General features: G+C 69.6%; 11 protein-coding genes and 1 pseudogene. All 12 read right to left on the reverse strand.

Annotated elements, in window-relative coordinates:
* Positions 1–14: 14 nt before the first annotated feature.
* On the reverse strand, positions 15–1,907 hold the full coding sequence (locus GH660_RS11850) for an LTA synthase family protein (RefSeq protein WP_153146867.1): 1,893 nt from the start codon (positions 1,905–1,907) through the stop codon (positions 15–17).
* Between the two features lie 85 nt (positions 1,908–1,992).
* Complete coding sequence (locus GH660_RS11855) at positions 1,993–3,237, reverse strand: sensor histidine kinase KdpD (protein WP_194266305.1); 1,245 nt, start codon at positions 3,235–3,237, stop codon at positions 1,993–1,995.
* A 13-nt stretch (positions 3,238–3,250) separates the two neighbouring features.
* Positions 3,251–3,919 carry a response regulator transcription factor gene (locus GH660_RS11860; protein ID WP_153146869.1) on the reverse strand — a complete coding sequence of 223 codons (669 nt, stop codon included), beginning with the start codon at positions 3,917–3,919 and terminating at the stop codon, positions 3,251–3,253.
* Positions 3,919–5,190, reverse strand: a complete 1,272-nt coding sequence (locus GH660_RS11865) for a diguanylate cyclase (protein WP_153146870.1) — start codon at positions 5,188–5,190, stop codon at positions 3,919–3,921. Before GH660_RS11865 ends, GH660_RS11860 begins: the two co-directional genes overlap by 1 nt.
* Before the next feature lie 5 nt (positions 5,191–5,195).
* Positions 5,196–6,002: an ABC transporter substrate-binding protein gene (locus tag GH660_RS11870; protein ID WP_153146871.1), complete on the reverse strand. Its 807-nt coding sequence runs from the start codon at positions 6,000–6,002 to the stop codon at positions 5,196–5,198.
* Complete coding sequence (locus GH660_RS11875; RefSeq protein WP_153146872.1) at positions 6,002–6,751, reverse strand: transporter substrate-binding domain-containing protein; 750 nt, start codon at positions 6,749–6,751, stop codon at positions 6,002–6,004. Before GH660_RS11875 ends, GH660_RS11870 begins: the two co-directional genes overlap by 1 nt.
* 84 nt (positions 6,752–6,835) lie before the next feature.
* The gene (locus GH660_RS11880; protein WP_153146873.1) at positions 6,836–10,210 is read right to left on the reverse strand and encodes an exodeoxyribonuclease V subunit beta; all 3,375 of its coding nucleotides are present in this window, start codon (positions 10,208–10,210) and stop codon (positions 6,836–6,838) included.
* Entirely contained in the window at positions 10,207–12,897 is a 2,691-nt protein-coding gene (locus tag GH660_RS11885) for a PD-(D/E)XK nuclease family protein (RefSeq protein ID WP_194266306.1), read from the reverse strand. The genes GH660_RS11880 and GH660_RS11885 overlap by 4 nt, the downstream gene beginning before the upstream one ends.
* Before the next feature lie 10 nt (positions 12,898–12,907).
* Complete coding sequence (locus GH660_RS18135; protein WP_153146875.1) at positions 12,908–13,513, reverse strand: ComEA family DNA-binding protein; 606 nt, start codon at positions 13,511–13,513, stop codon at positions 12,908–12,910.
* Positions 13,514–13,534: 21 nt separating this feature from the next.
* A complete protein-coding gene (locus GH660_RS11895; protein ID WP_153146876.1) occupies positions 13,535–14,161 on the reverse strand; it encodes a hypothetical protein in 627 nt (208 codons plus the stop codon).
* 54 nt (positions 14,162–14,215) lie between these two features.
* Entirely contained in the window at positions 14,216–16,417 is a 2,202-nt protein-coding gene (locus GH660_RS11900; RefSeq protein ID WP_153146877.1) for a patatin-like phospholipase family protein, read from the reverse strand.
* 58 nt (positions 16,418–16,475) lie between these two features.
* Positions 16,476–16,600, reverse strand: a pseudogene (locus tag GH660_RS17910) (OmpA family protein); the annotation flags it as partial.

Raw genomic sequence — 16,600 nt, forward strand, 5'->3', positions numbered from 1 at the left:
TCCCGCGGCTTCCCTCAGCTGCGCGAACCGTTGGTGCCGTGTCTTTCCATCAGCATGGCGGCGCCCTGGAAGTAGGCGATCGCTTCGTCCGCCAGTTGCCGGTCGGTCGGCACCAGTTGGGCTTCCTTGCCGTCGGCGCTGATGCGGAAGGTTTCGATCCTGCGCTTCGGTTGCAGCACGGTCATGAGGTCGCCCTTCAGGTAGCCGACGTTCTGGTAGGTCGACAGCAGGGCGCGCCCCTGGTCGGGTGGCGTACTGAGGATGTCGCGGCCGACGAAGCGGTCGTTGCCTTCCAGGCCGAGCATGGCGAGCAGGGTGGGGGCGAGGTCGATCTGGCTGGCCAGCGTGTCGACGCGTTGCGGCGAAACGATCTTCGGCGCATAGACGATGGCCGGGATGTGGTAGCGGTCGACCGGGATCTTGGTCTTGCCGGCGCTACTCGCGCAGTGGTCGGCGACGATCAGGAAGATGGTGTTGTCGAACCACGGCTTCGTCCTGGCCATTTCGATGAAGCGGCCGATGGCGTAGTCGGCGTACTTGACGCCGCCCGCCCGCTTGCCCGGCGACGGGATGTCGATGCGTCCGTCGGGGTAGGTGAAGGGACGATGGTTCGAGGTCGTCATGATGTGATAGAAGAAGGGCTTGCCGGTGGCCGCGTCCTGGTCCAAGTTGAGCAGCGCCTGGTCGAACAGGTGCTCGTCGGCGACGCCCCAGATGTTCTCGAACTGAACGAGTCCTTCCCGGAAGTTGGTGCGGTCGGTGACCTGATAGCCCTGGGCATCGAAATAGCTGTTCATGTTGTCGAACATGCCATAGCCGCCGTACAGGAAATGCGGGGTCCAGCCGTGGGCGGCCAGCGTGCTGCCCAGGGTGTTCAGGTTGGTGACGTGCGGCCAGCGCACCACGGCCATGCCCGGCTGCGGCGGCAGGGCGGCGGAGAGCGCTTCCAGCCCGCGCACGGTGCGCGTGCCGGTGGCGTACAGTCGGCTGAACAGCAGGCCTTCGCCGGCCAGGCGGTCAAGGTTGGGTGTGATGTTCTCGCGGTTGCCGAAGGTCGCCATGTACTCGGCCGACATGCTCTCCATCATGATCACCACGACATTCGGCTGGCGTTGCACCGCATAGGTGGCCTTCCGCACCGGCGGGCGGCTCGCCGTGACATTGTCGTGCCCGGACAGGCGCTGCAGGTCGGCCATCACCTCGGCATCGGGCCGGGTGGCGTAGAAATGGCGGTAATCCAGCCGGTTCTGGCCGGCGGCGGCGACGAAGCTGCGCCAGCCGTTGTCGGCCAGTTCGTTGCCGTAGGCATTGGCGGAAAACTCGGGGGCGGCCAGCTTGCCTGCCGCGAACCATGCGAGCACGATCAGGCCCAGGCCCCAGCCGAGCTGGCTGCGGCGCGTCGTTTGGCCGCTGGCGGCGGCGCGCAGCGGACGGCGCAGGGCACAGGCGAGGAAAACGGTCAGCAGCAGCAGGGCGCCGATGATCTTGCCCACCGGGTAGGATTCGCGGATGTTGCCGATCACTTCGGTGGTATAGACCAGATAGTCGACGGCGATGAAATTGAAACGGGTGCTGAATTCGTCCCAGAAGATGCCTTCCGAGACGCCGACGAAGAGCAGCGCGAAGAGATAGACGGCAAACAGCGGCCAGCGCAGGCGTTCCCGCCATCTGGTGCCGGGCATCAGTTCGAGAAGCAGCCACGGCGAGGCGGCGGCGGCGGCCACCGGCAGGTCGCGCAGGACGCCGATCGCCAGCGGGGCGAGCAGGTCGCGCAGCGACTGGTCGCTGAACAGCACCGAATAGCCCAGCAGGGCGAGGCGCGTGACGGAAAACACCGCCAGCGCGACCAGCACGGCAAAGCCCCAGACGCGCAGCGCGGACCCGTTCAAACCCTTGAAAATATTCATTGTCGACCACCCGGCAAAATGTGCCGGCGAATTTAGTCGACCGCGCGTGAGGGTTTAGTGAGCGATTTGTGAGGAAATTGTGAGGTCAGAAGCGGCGGACGCTGCGGCCCAGGTCGACCACGACCTCGGCGCCGCCCGTCGTCGCGTTTCCGGCGCTGACCTGCCAGCCGCTGGCCGTGCAGACATGGTGTACCAGCGCCAGGCCGAGGCCGTGGCGGCCGCGCGGGCCGGTATAGAAACGGTCGAAGACGTGCGCCAGGTCGGCCGCTGCGAAGCCGGGACCGCAATCGGTCACGCTCAGCCGGCTGCCGGCCAGGGTGCAGACGATTTCGCCCGCCTCGCTGTAGCGCAGGGCGTTGTCCAGCAGGTTACGCAGGATCAGGTCGAACAGGGCCGGATCGGCGGCGACGGCGCTTCCCTCCGGGATATCCAGGCGCAGGTGCACCGGCTTGGGATTGGCGATGGTCAGCGCTTCCCAGACCGCCGCGATGGCCGGGCGCAGGCGGATTTCCTCGAGCAGCGCCGGGCGCGCCTCGCGCCCGAGGAGCAGCAGGCTGTTGCCGAGGGCATTGATGCGGTCGACGTTGCCGATCACGCGATTTGCGCGGCGCGCGACGGATTCCGGGAGATCGGGCAGGGCCGCCATGAGTTCGGCGTCGGTGCGGATCGCCGTCAGCGGCGTGCGCAGTTCGTGCGACAGGTTGGCGGCGAACGCCTGTTCGCGGGCCAGCGCCTGCTGCTGGCGCTGGCGGTAGCGGTCGAGCGCGTCGGCGATGGCGAGCAGTTCGCGCTCCATGCCGGGTTCCGCCAGCGCCGTGTCGCCCGGCTCGCCGACCCGCCCGGCGAGGCGTTCGAGCCGGCTGGCCAGGCCGCCGGCCAGGGCGTAGCCGGCGAGCAGCACGACCAGGGCGAGCAGGCCGCCGGCGCTGGCGGTGATCAGGATCAGCTCGTGCAGGCGCGTTTCGTGGTCCTCGACGTCGTAGACCAGGATGTAGCGCGCGCCGTCGTCCTCGCGCACCGCAACGTGGAATTCTCGGCCGGCGCGCAGGATTTCATGATTGCCGACCGCCAGGCGGGCGACGTCGGCGGGAATGCCGGCGGCCGGCTGAGTGCCCCGGGCGATCCGGTACAGCTGCATGTCCGGCGTGTTGGGAAAGGCGGATTCCGGCGCCGTCTGCCACACCGCCATGCTGTGGGCGATCTGCTGGCCGAGGATTTCCGCGATGAATTCCTCTTCCTTTTCGTCGAAGATCATCAGCATGGCCACCGCCTGCGCCGCGATGGCGAGCAGGGTCAGCGCGGCGACCGCGGCCGCGATGCGCAGGCGCATGCTGGGGGCCGCCCTAGCGCCCGACGAGCTTGTAGCCGAGGCCATGGACGTTGACGATCTCGACCGGCGCGCCGGCCGGTAGCGCCTTTCGCAGCGTGTGCAGGACGCTGCGCAGGTTGTCGCTCGATTCCTGGGCCTGTCCCCAGATGGCGACTTCCAGCTCGCGTCGCGAGAAAACCCGCTGCGGCTGCTGCAGCAGGATTTCGACCAGGCGCACGGCCTTGGGGGGCAGGGTCAGCGGCGCCTCGTCGAGCGTCGCCGTTTGCGCCGCCGGATCGAAGGCGAGCGCCCCGAACGCCAGGCGCGCTGCCGCCGTCCGCCCGCCGGCACGGCGCAGCAGCGCCTGCAGGCGGGCCTCGACTTCCTTGAGGGCGAAGGGCTTGGCGAGATAGTCGTCGGCGCCGGCGTCGAAGCCGGCCAGCTTGTCATCCAGCGTGTCGCGTGCGGTCAACATCAGAATCGGCACGGAATTCCCGGTCGACCGCAAGCGGCTGGCCAGTTGGGCGCCATCGCCGTCGGGCAGGCAGCGGTCGAGCACCAGGGCGTCGAAGGTGTCGCGTCCGAGCAGGGCGTTGGCGGCGGCCAGGGTCGGCGCGAAATCGCAGCGATGCCCGCAGCCTTCCAGAAAATCGTAGAGATTTTCGGCGATCGGCCGCTCGTCCTCGACGATCAGGATGTGCATCAGGTCGTCTCGTCGGCGACGATGACGCGGTTGCGCCCCAGGCGCTTGGCCTCGTAGAGGGCGTAATCGGCGTGCTGCAGGGCGACCTCGATCGGGCAGCGGCTGGCATCGGCAAGGCCGATGCTCAGGGTGACGCGCACCAGCAGGCCGTCCGGCAGGCGGATGTCGTGGTCGGCGAAGCGCTGGCGGAAGCGTTCGACGAGGATGCGCGCCTGCTCGACGCTGCTTTCGGGAAAGAGAAAGGCGAATTCCTCGCCGCCGTAACGGCAGACCAGGTCGGACTGACGCACGCTTTCGGCGAGCAGGCCGGCGAAGGTGCGCAGCACGACATCGCCGGCGCCGTGGCCGTAGGTGTCGTTGAGGCGCTTGAAGAAATCGAGGTCGCCGAGGGCGACGGCGATCGGCCGGCCATAGCGGTGGGCACGCTGCAGTTCGGCCTGGGCGAGAAGCATGAAATGGCGGCGGTTCATGAGGCCGGTGAGGCCGTCGCGGCTGGCCAGCAGTTCCAGTTCGCGGCGCGCCTCCTCGTTGCTGACCATCTCGGCGTGCAGGCGCTTGGTCGCTTCCTCGACGGCGTGGATCTCGGTCAGCCGGACGTCCGGGAATTCGGGCGCCGGTCGGTCGACGCCGAGCGACGACAGGGCCTGGTCGATGCGCTGCAGCGGGCGGATCAGGTGTTGCCTGAGCAGGAGCATCATCAGCAGCAGGAAGCAGCCGACCAGCACCAGCGCGCCGAGCAGCTTGATGCGCGCCAGGCGCATGACCGCGACCATGTTGGCGAGGTCGTCGGTGGCCAGGCTGGCGCCCTGCACCGAGAGATCGTCGACCAGCAGGCTCAGCCGCTTGGAGTAGTTCAGCCATTCGGCATGGCGCGCCTTGAGGAGCGCCGGGTCGGCGCCGGCACGGCGGCTGGTTTCGACGAGGAAATTCTCGGTGTCGCGGGCCGTTTCGGCCGATTGCGGATGTTCGAGAATGCTCGGGTGGCTGGCCACCAGCATGACGATGAACAGCGATTGCTGACGCCCTTCCGGGGTGCCGGCCGAAAAGAGGCGCTCGCCTTCCTGGCGCAGCTGGTCGAGGTTGCGCGCCAGGCGCTGGAAACGGATGATTTCCGGCACCGTCTCCTGCTGCAGGCGCTGCGAGGCCTCGAGGACGCGGTGCTGGTCGAAGGCGAGGAGCGCGACGACGCCGCCGAACAGCAGGGCGAAGACGGTCGCCAGCAGCACGAAGGCGCGGTTGGCGCTGTAGCGTTCCCGGTCGGGCGTCGTCATGGCGTTCAGTCCAGACCCACCGGGAAATAGCGGCGCACGATGCGCTGGTAGGTGCCGTCGCTGCGGATCGCCGCGATGGCCTGGTTGACCGCCCGGCGCAACTGCTCATGCTGGCGGGGCAGGATGATGTGCACGGTGCCGCCGAGGCCGCGGTCGGCGGCCGCCGGGCCGACGAATTCGAAGTCGCCGCTGCTGTCGTGGCTGAGCAGGGAATAGGCGGACAGGGTCGGCAGCAGCGCGAAATCGGCGCCGTCGTCGCGCAACGCCTGGAGGGCGTCGATCGGCGTCGGCGTACCGATCGCCGTCAGGCGGCGCTCGCCGGGGAGGCGTTCGAGGAAGGTCAGTTGCTGCGACCCGGCGATCGCCGTCACGCGGGCGTCGCGCAGGCTGTCGAGGGTCACCGGCCGCCCGAGCTTGCCGGCGAAGGCTCTGGCGGCAGCCGGGGAGCCGACCAGGCGCGATGACGAGCGCCAGATCGTGTCGCTGAAGGCGACGCGCCTTTCGCGTTCCGGCGAGCGCAGGAAGTTGCCGAAGCCGAGGTCGAAGCGGCGCGCCTCGACGCCCGGCAGGATTTCCGCGAAGGCGATGTAGTTCAGGGCGCAGCGGGCGTTGATGCGGCGGCAGATTTCGCGGGCGAGATCGTCGTTGACCGCAACCAGTTCGGCGCCCGGCGCGCCGCGCGGAAAGGCCTTGTCCTGCCCGGCGACCTGGGCCGGGTCGAGGACGCCGACCGCCACCGCGAGTTCGGCGGCCTGGACGGCGAGGCCCGCGCACAGGCCGCCGATCAGGAACAGTGTGCGCAGGGCCGCCATCAATGCACGCGGAAGGGCAGGAACTGCGTGTTGATCCGCTCGTATACGCCGTTGCGCTGGATGCGTTCGAGGGCGCTGTCCACCGACTCCTTGAGTTCCGGCCGGTGCGGGCTGATGCCGAAGGAGGCGTTGCCGACCAGTTCGGGCACCTTCATCACCGTCGAATCGAAGCCGAGGCGTCGGAACTCCGGATCCTTGACCAGATTCAGGGCGGTGTTCATGGGCACGATGGCCGCCTGGGCGACGCCGGCGACCAGCGGCTTGCCGAGGTCGCCATTGGTCGCCACGGCGACCGTGTCCCAGCCCTGCTGGCGGACGTAGCGTTCCTGCGCCGACCCCTTGACCGTGGCGACGCGCACACCCTGGTCGCCGGGCATGACGCCGGGGCGGGCGAACCACAGCGAGATCGAGCGGAAGTAGGGCTTGGCAAAAATGATCCTGGCGCGCCGTTCCGGCGTGTCGAGCAGGCTGACGGCGGCGATGTCGACTTCGCCGCCGACCAGCGCGTCGATCACGCGCTCGAGGAAGATCACCTGGAATTCGCAATGGACCTGCATTTCCTGGCAGAGCGCGCGGGCGATCTCGACGCTGAAGCCGGTCAGCCGGCCGTCGGCATCACGATAAGCCATCGGCGGCGAATTTTCCAGGATGGCGACCTTGAGCACGGTCGGCGCTGCATGCGTCGCCCCGCCCGCCAGACAGAGGATGGCGGCGAGACAGGCGACGGCGAGGCGCAGGCGAGGCGGCATTTGTTCTTGACAACTTTTTACATTGATTTCGAGTATATCCGAATGCCTTGTCGCGTCGTCGACCGGCGACAAGGCTTCCCGAAGTCAGGGCAGTTCGACCAGAACGCCCTGTAGCGGGAAGAAGATCGCCAGCCGGAGCGGGAGCGGGTCGCTGGCGAAGAGGCTGGCGTAACGCGCCAGTTGCGGCCGGTAGTCGGCGGCCCGCGCGTTCAGGAAGGCGCTCTCGTCGGCACCTTCGGGCACATGCACCGTCTTGTAATCGACGATCCAGCGGCAGCCGTCGGCGATGAAAATGCGGTCGATTACGTGGTGGACCGCAACCGTTCCCTCCTCCGGCGTCGCGCGGCTCGACCACGCCTGCTCGGCGGCCGCGGCGTCGGCCTGCGCCAGCACCCAGCGTCCGGCCGCCGATTCCAGCGTCCGGCACAGCGCGCCGACCACGGTGGCGGCGCCGGCGGCGGCCTCTGCTGGGCCGTGGCCGGCGTGCGCCAGCCAGCGCCGGTAGGCCGGTTCGAGCGAACGGATGCGCGCGGCCGACCAGTTGGCCAGCGCGTCGTTGGCGACCAGTTCGAGGCAGCGATGGACCAGGGTGCCGACGGCGGCGTCAAGGGCCGGCGCCGGGGTCTCGTCTGCCGGCGGGTTGCCCGGCGGCGTAGCGGGTGCTGTCAGGAATTCCCCGGGCAGGGCGGGGGTGCGCAGGCGGATCAGTTGCGGTACGAAACTCGCCGCATCGACGCCGCCCGGCGCCGCGGCCGCGGCAGCCGGCTCGCCGGCAAGCGCCGCTGCGAAGGCCGGGCCGGCGGTGTGCGGCCACAGGAGCCGGAGCAGCGAGCCGGCCGCCGGCGTCTTCAGCCCCGTTTCCTGTTTCGCATCGGGTTCCAGCGTGCCGAACAGGTGCAGGGCGCGGATCGCCCGCGTGGCGGCGACGTAGAGCAGACGCTCCGCTTCGTGGGCACTGCGCTCGGCCTCGAGGCGGCGCAGGTAATCGTAGGCTGTGGGGCCGTCGGCGCTGGCGCCGCGCGCCTTGAGCGGCGCCACGACCAGATGCTCGTGGGTGTCTGCCACCGTCACTTCGTCCCACAGCAGCAGGCTGCTTTCGCCGCCGCGGGCGACGCGCTGCAGCCCGGGCAGGATGACGGTATCGAATTCCAGCCCCTTCGACTTGTGGATGGTCATCATCTGGATTTGCGCGCCGGCCAGCGGGTCGGGCGGGGCGAAAAGTTCGACGCTTTTCTCCTGCAGCGTTTCCGGATCGAGCTTGCCGGCGGCCGCCAGCTCGTCCATCAGTGCGAAGAAGGCGTCGACGTCGGCGAGCGCCGCCGGCGATTCCAGGCAGCGCGGCCCGCCGAGCATCAGCCAGACGCCCTGAAGCCAGCGCCGCGGATGCTGCCGCCCCTGTTGCGCCAGCGCCTCGCGCAGGATGTCGCGCACCTGGCGCAGGCGTTGCCGACCATCGTTGCTCAGGCGGTCGACGCGGGCCTCGTCCTGCATCAGCTGCCAGATCGTCGACAGGCGGTCGTCGGCGGCCAGTTGGTGCAGGTCGTGCAGCGTCAGGCCGCACCACGGCGCGCGCAGCAGGGCCAGCCAGTTCACGCGGTCAGCGCGGTGGAATAGCGCGTGGGCAAGGATCAGCAGGTCCTGGACATGCTGGCGGTCGGCGAGGCCCTCGATATCGACAGCCTGGAAGCGCAACTCGGGTGCGTCGCGGCGGATGGCCGCGACCAGTTCGTCGAGATGGCTGCGGGCGCGGACCAAGACGGCGATGCGTTGGTCCGGATGCTCGCGCAGCGTGGTCCGGATGACGTCGATCACCCGCGCCGCCTCGCCGGCTTCGGTGCCGTCGTCGCCGGCGAGCAGGGCGTGGATGCGGACCCCGCTGTCGGCGCAGGGCGCCAGCGTGGCGGCCGATTCGGCATAGCGCACGGCGCCGCGCTCGGGGCTGTCGGCGGCGGGGAAGACCTGCGGGAAAGTCTGGTTGACCCAGTCGACGATCGCCGGGTGCGAACGGTTGTTGCGGAACAGGCGCAGGTTTTCGAGGCGGATGTCGCCGATGCCGCGTTGCCGGACGCGCAGGAAGAGGCCGACGTCGGCCTTGCGGAAACGGTAGATCGACTGCATCGGGTCGCCGACGACGAACAGCGTGCGCCCGTCGCCGGGCGTCCAGCCGCGCGTCAGCTTTTCCAGCAAGTCGACCTGGAGCGGGCTGGTGTCCTGGAATTCGTCGACCAGCAGGTGCGAGATCCGGTAGTCGAGCGCCTGCGCCAGGTCGGTCGGCGCATCGTCATCGCCCAGCGCCAGGCTGGCACGCGCGGCGATCTCGCCGAAATCGACGGCGCCGGCCTCCTGGAAGGCCAGCCACAACTGGCCGGCCGCCAGTTGCAGCAGGCGGGCGCAGGCTTCCACGGTCGACCACTCGCCATCGTCCAGTTCCGGAGTGGGCAGGTCGACGGCCTGCGCCAGCGCGGCGGCCAGGCCGTCGTTGCCGGCCAGTTGGTCGACCGCGGCGACGATCGCCTCCTTGAACGGCTTGCCTTCCTTGTCGGCGGGGAAGCCGTCGTTCTTCGTGAAATTCTTGCGCCACTCGCCCTTGCCGGTCAGCAATACGCCGGCCAGTGCCTGCCAGGCCGGCAGGTCGGCGAGATCGGCACCGAGCGGCGTCTGCCAGTCGAGCAGGGCGCCGAGCCGCGCCGGCAGGTTGGCCGCGGCGTAGCGCAGGGGCGGCATCAGCGTCGCCTGCAGCGTCGCGTCGAGACGGCCGGCGAGTTCCGCCAGGTCGCGCCCGATCAGGGCCGCGAAGCCGGCGCTCACTTCCGTGCGCAGGTCTTCCTCGCCAATGCGCCCGGCATGGTGCAGCCATTGCTCGCGGCGCCCGAGCAGGCTGACGATCAGCGCTTCCAGGCGGCCGGCGTCGTTGTCCATGAACTGCAGCGCCGCCGCCACCACCTCGGCGTCCGGGCCTTCTGCCTCGACCATCTCCAGCGTGCGGCGGGCCGCCGTGCGGTAGTGGGGGAGGGCGTCGTCGGTGACGCCGGGCTGGGCGCCGAAGCGGCTGAGATAGGGCATCTGCCGGGCGAGGCTGGCGCACAGCGCATCGAGGGTCGTGATGCGCAGGCGGCCGGGGTGCTGCAGCAGCCCCCAGCCCTGGCGGGCATCGTGGTCGAGCACGGCGCGGGCGAGTTCGCAGGTCTGGCGCTTGTGCGGCGCCAGTGCGGCGGGATTGGCGGTGGCGACGGATTCGAGGCTGCCGAGGATGCGGTCGCGCATCTCGGTCGCCGCCTTGTTGGTGAAGGTCAGCGCGAGGACCTCCTCGGGATGGCGGACCTCGGCCAGCAGGCGCAGGTAGCGCTGGGTCAGCAGTTCGGTCTTGCCGGCACCGGCCGGCGCCTCGACGATGAACGAGGCCAGTTCGAGCGCGCGCAGGCGGGCGGCGGCATCTTCGGCGAGGCGGCGGTCGCTCATGCTCGGCCTCCGGCGGCGGCCCGTTCGAGTTGCCGGCGGCGCTCGGCCAGGCGCAGCAGCGGCCTGACGTCGCAATAGGCGAGCAGGTTCTCGTCGGCGACGACGACGCCGGCGACGCCGGCGCGCACTTCGCCGGCCACCGCTTGCAGGCGCGCCTGCCAGTGGCGGACGACGGCGGCCCAGTCGGGGAACTGCGCCGGGTCGAACAGCTTCTGCTTGTCGTCGCCGACACCGGCGATCCCTGGCAGCAGGTCGCGCTCCTCGGCAACGCCGGCGAAGGCCGGCTTGTCCGCCAGGACCTTGGCGAAAACCACGGCGGCGACCGGCTCGGGCGAGGCGAGCGCGGCGTAGATCGGCAACTGCGGTTCGGTCAGCCGTTCGCTTGCCCAGTTTTTGGTGTCGATCGTCGCCCCGGTCTTGTAGTCGATGATGATCCGGCGGCCGTCGGCCAGCTGATCGATGCGGTCGACGAACATTTTGACCCGGATTTGCTCGATCTCGACCAGCGCTTCCTGCTCGCAGGCGACGACCGTGAAGGGCGCGCCGCGCTGCGCCTCGAAGTCGAGCCAGGTGGCGAGCAGGCGCGCCAGGCGGATTCCCTCCAGCTGGCGGAAGCGCGTCGGCAGTGCGCTGCGCCGTGCGTTCTCGAATTCGGCGAGCGCCGTTGCCACGGCGGTGGCGATGGCGGCGCCGCGGGCAGCGTCGCTCATGACGGCCAGCGTCGCCGAATCGCCGGTGGTGCGCCAGAAGGCTTCCAGGGCCCCATGCACCAGTGTGCCGCGGGCGCGTGGATCGAGGCCCTCGACCGGTGCTTCCAGCGCCTCGCCGGCGAGGCGGTAGCGGAAGTAGCCCCAGGCCGGACAGATCGCCTGCGCGCGCAGCAGCCAGGTGCCGCCGGCCACCCGTTCGCCGTCGCCGACCGGCGGCGCCTGCGCGTCGAGCAGGCCGACGCAGGCGTCCGGCGCCTCGGCGGCGAGTCGTTGCGCCAGGGTCGCCGCCGGCGCCGGGGCGTCGGTCATCGCCGCAAGGCCGGCGAGCAACGGGCTCCGGCGGAGCAGGCGGTTGCCGGCGCTGGCCGGGTACGAGAAGACGACTTCCGGTGCCGCCTGCAGCAGGCGGGCATGCACGCAGGAGGCGAATTCGAGTTCGACCTCGGCGCTGGCGTGCGCGGCGCCCGCCTGGCGCAGCAGTTCGGCCGGCAGCAGCGGGTTGGGCCGCGGTGCCGGCGGCCAGGCGTCGTCGCTCATGCCCATTACCCACAGGGCGTCGAATTCGAGGCCCGCGCTTTCGAGGATGCCGAGCACCTGGATCGCCGGCTGGCCGCGGGTTTCGGGCTGGAAAATGCGCTGACGGCAGAGTTGCGCCAGGCGGCGCGCCGCCTCGCCCTGGCTCAGCGGCCCGAGCACGCCGTCGAGGCTGCCGAGGCTGTCGAGGAGGGCGGAAAAGGCGCGGCGCGCCTGGTATTCATGGCTGGAGAGGCTGCGTTCGCCGGGCCAGCCGGCCGTCCGCAGCCATTGGCGGAAGAGCGCCGCCCATTGCGACAGCGGCCGCCGCCGTCCGCCCGCCGCGGTCGCAGCGTCGAGCAGGGCCGCCAGATGCTCCGTCGTCTGCGGGCACGGCGGAGGATCGCCGGCGCCGGCCAGCCGGACGGCCAAGCGCAGCAGGGCCGCCGGGCGGATGAAATAGGGCAGATCGCGGCGCATGGCGGCGTCGAGGCGGGCGCGGCCGTCGCCTTCGCTGGCGGCCGCCGACCAGTCGGGCGCGCGCAGCAGGGCGCCGAGGCGGGATTGCTCGACCTTGCCGCCACCGGCCAGCGCGATCAGTTCGAGCGCCGTCGCGACCAGCGGCTGGGCCGCCAGCGGACGGCCGAGCGAAATGTTGTAGGTCCGGGCCGCCTCGGCGGCTGCCGGGCGGATCAGCCCGGGATGCAGGACGTCGTCGAGGGCGAAGGCCAGCGGGTCGCGGATGGCGGCGAGGTCGGGGGCGACGATGGCGAGCCGGGCCTGCGGCGCCACGGCCAGCTTGCGTTGCGCCCAGGCGGCGACCGCCGCGCACTCGGCTGCCGGGTCGGGGCAGCGCAGGGTGGTCGGCGGCTCGGCGGCCTGCCGGCCGGCCGGTCGCGCGACGACGAGGCAGCCGCGCTCCGCGAGCGCCCGCTTGAGGCGGGCCTCGAACGGCGTTTCGCGATCGAAGCCGGCGAATTCGATTTCGGCCGGTAATTGCAGTCGACCACGCTCGATCTGCTCGACGACCAGCGCCTGCTGCCCGGCCGGGTCGATCGCCTGCGCCGCCCGGCAGCGTTTCAGGAATTCGCCCTGCCAGGCCAGGAATCGCCGGGTTTCCTCGGCGGCGCTCGCGGCCGCCGGCAGCGACAACTGCCAGACGCGGGTCAGGGCGTGCGCCTCGGCGGCCGATGCCGCCATGCCCTGGATGTCGAACAGCGGCGCTGAGTCGTCGGGCAGGGAATCGGCGATCACCTTTTCCCACAGCAGGACTTCGGCGAAGGGATCGAGCGCCTGCGGCAGGACCGCCGTGCCGCTCAGCAAGGCCTCGTCGGCGAGCGTCGCCAGCCACTGGGCGACGGTCAGCGCCCGCGGCGTCTGCCAGACCGCGGCGTTGCCCGGCGCCATCCCGCGCAGCGTCTGGGCGAGGCGCGAGGTGGCGCAGAGGAGCAGGCGGTCGGTCAAGCCGGGCAGGTCAGTTCGCGGGTGGTCGGGCGGGCTGCGCCGGCCTGGCCGGCATGGCGGGAGTGGCCGCCGGCGCGGCCGGCGGTGTCGCCGGCGCCGCGGCAGCCGGTTGGGCAGGTTTGCCGGGAACGGCCGGGCGGGCGGGTTGCGCGGGCATCGCCGGCGTTGCCGGCGTCGGCCTCGGGTCGCTGGCGGCCGGGGATGCCGGATGGGCCGGTGCTGCCGGCTTCGTTTCCGGGGACGGTGGCAGGGCCGGCCTGGCCGGTGCCGCGGGGTGGGCCGGGGTCGCCGTCGCGGCAGCCGGTTTCGCCTGAGCCTTGGGCGCCGCCGGTGCCTGAACCGCCGGCGCGTGCGGTGCTGAAGCACCGACCGTCACGTCGCGGCGGATGTCCCTGAGGGTGGCCGGTCCGATACCCGGGACATTCTGCAGATCGTCGACTGACCTGAAGGGGCCGTTCTGCCGCCGGTAATCGACGATGGCCTGCGCCTTGGTCGGGCCGATGCCCTTGAGAGCGTCCAGTTCTTCACGGCTGGCGGTGTTGATGTTGATCTGGGCCAGCGCCAGGCCGGACAGCAACAGCCAGCCGGCGAGGGCGCGCAGCAGGTTTCTGATCATGGCGATCCCCGATCGAGGAAATTATTGAGCCGCGGGCGCGGCGGGGGCCGGCGGTGCGGGCGGCGTCGCGGGGGCGACCGAAACGAGCAGCGCTTCCTCGTAGGTGGCGGCGATCTGGTCGCCGACGCGAATGTCCTTCAGCACTTCCCTGTCCTTGACGACGAGGTCGACGCTGCGCTGCGGGCCGCGCAGCGTGATCGTGCCGGCGCCCGCATCCACGGCGGTGACGTCGGCGAGCACCTTGACCGTGCGGGCCTTGCCGGCGGCCGGCACTTCTCCCGGCTTGGCGACCATCGCCTGTTCCGATTCGATGCGCTCGCGCAGGCGGCCGCCGCCCTTCTTGAGTTCGATCCCGAGCGCGGCGATGTAATTCAGGGTGACGAGGTCGCCGACCTTGATCTGCTTGAAGTTCTTGACCTGCGGGCCGGCCGTGAAGGTCACGTCCTGGCCCGATCCGCCCTTGATCGTCAGCTCGCGCCTGGTCTTGTCGATGGCGGTGACGATGCCCTGGAGTTCGACGGCTTCGGTGATGGTCGCGGCGCCCTTCTCCTTTTCGACGACGGTTACCGCTTTCGGCGGTTCCTGGGCGGCAGCGACGGCGGGCAGGGTGGCGATCAGGGTGGCGAGCAGCAGGGAACGGGTTTTCATGGCGCATTGCTCCTTCGGAAAATGCCGATTATGCCAGCGAACTGGAGGCGGGTTCTATGGAATGCCGATGTTCAGGAAGAGATTGGAGGCGCCGCTGGTCGAGTAGCCGACGCCGAGATAGGCAGGACCGAACGGCGTTTCGCCGCCGAGATAGATGGCGGCGGAATTGAGGATGTTGGTGCCGCTGAGATTCGTTTCGGTGTAGTAGGTGCCGACATGGGCGCCCTCGAGGGCGAAGCCGAGGCGCATGTCGCCGCGCAGGCCGATCGGGAAGGTCCCGATGATCTGCTCGGCGCGGATGCCGGCATAGGTGATTTCGTCGCCGAGAATCTGGCCGCGGGCAAAGGCGCTCATGTTCAGGAAGCCGCCGAGCCGGCCGGCGCTGTAGAACGGGAGTTGTCCGCGCGGGGAACCGACGTAATTGGCGCGCCCGGTGATCACCGTCTTGCCGAGCGAGAAGGCGCCCTGCACGTCGACTTCGGCGCGTGCGAACCCGGCGTCATTGGAATCGAAATAATCGAGCTTCGTCGACCAGCCCTGCGTCGCGAAGTAGAGCCGGTTCATCTGGTCCAGCGAAAGTCGGGCATTCCAGCCGGAGTATGAGGTTTCGAAATTGGGCAATTGCGACGCGCCGATGTCGCGGTCGAAATTGCGCTTTTGCTCGATCCAGCCGAGGCGGGCCTGGCCAAGGGTGCCGAAATTGGTGCCGACCGACAAGGCGAACGCGGTGCCCGAGTTGGTGTATTGGGCAACACGGCTGTTGTCCTGGAAGATATCCTGCTGTATCCGTTCGTACTTGACGCCGGTCTCGACGAAGAAGCGTTGCGCTGGGTCGAGCGGCTGATAGAAGTCGATGCCGGCCCCCAGATTGCTGCCGATGCCGACCGTTACCAGCAGTTCGGCACCGAGGTCGTTGATTAGCGTCTTCTGGTAGGCGGCCCGCAGGCCGAAGCTGGATCCCTGGTTGCTGTCGGTGTCCAGATTCAGCGCGAAACGCAGGTAGTCCGGCCCCCAGCTCTTTTCCACAGGGAGAATGCGCAGGATATTGCGGTCGCGCTGGTTGAGCAGCTGGTAATCGACGCTCTGGTAAAAGCCGTCACCGTACATGCGCAGGACATCGCGGTCGATGCTGGAAGTGGCCAACTGCTCGCCGGGCTTGATCGTCAGCTGGCGTTCGACCATGGCCGGGTTGACGCGCTCGAGGCCGGCGATCTCGATTTCATCGATGACCGGCTTCGGCTTGTAGCTGCGATCGATCGGTTCCCGCCATTGGGCGTACGTGGCGGCATCGGTGCCGAGCCTGGCCAGGCGGTCGCGCACTGCTTCGGCAGCGGCGCGCCCGCGGTCGGCGGCCTCGGCGTTGCGGCTGAAATCGCCGGCGCTGATCGTTCCGAGATCGGGCTGGATGTAGATGTCGGTCGGCTTGAGGGTGGCCAGCGAGCGGGTCACGTTCTGCTCGGTCAGGATGTTGACCATCTGCGCCGAGATGGTCAGCAGCGAACCGACGCGTTCGGCGGGCATCAGGGGCGACCCCACGTTGATCGCGATCACGATGTCGGCGTCGCAGCGTTCGCGCGCCTCGGCGATCGGCACGTTATCGACGAGGCCGCCATCGACCAGCTTTCGCCCGTCGCGCGTGATCGGCGCCAGCAGTCCCGGTACCGACATGCTGGCGCGCATGGCCGTGGTCAGGCTGCCGTCGCGCATGACCACGCGCTCGCCGGTGCCGATGTCGGTCGCGATCAGCGACACCGGCAGCGGCAGCTTCTCGATGACACGCTCGGTCCGGTTGGCACCGACCAGCTGGTTGAAGAAGAGCTTGATCTTGATCCCGTCGACAACGCCAGGCGGGAAGCGGACGCCATCGCTCGACACGCCGAGCTCGGAGCCGGGAATGAAGCGGCGCAGCGTCTCCTTGAAACGGTAATTGACATCCGAAAAGTCGGGGATGTCGCTGAACATGGTGTCCCAGTCTGCCTCGGCCAGCGCCTTCCGCATCATGGCCGGGGTCAGGCCCGACGCGTAGGCGCCGGCGACCAGCGCGCCCATGCTGGTGCCCGCCACGCAGTCGACCGGAACCTTCAGCTCCTCAAGGACTTCCAGCACCCCGATGTGCGCCGCGCCGCGGGCGCCACCGCCACCGAGCACGAGGCCGATTTTCGGATGTCCGTCAGCGGCGATCGCCTGGGTGCTCAACAGCAACGCCAGCGAGGTGGAAGCGAGAAGACGCAGGAGTCGGGGCAGGGAGGTTTTCATTTTTTTGATCGTAAAAAAAAACCCCGCGCGAGCGGGGTTTTTGATGAAGCGCGGAGGCTTACTTGGTGCCGATGATTTCGATGTCGGCACGACGATCCGGCTGCAGGCACTCGATCAGGGCCTTGGTCTTGGCATTGCCCTTGCACTTGTCGCCGGTCACCGGCTGGGTCTTGCCCTTGCCTT

The organism is Dechloromonas sp. H13, assembly GCF_009469615.1.
Classification (GTDB): Bacteria; Pseudomonadota; Gammaproteobacteria; order Burkholderiales; family Rhodocyclaceae; genus Azonexus.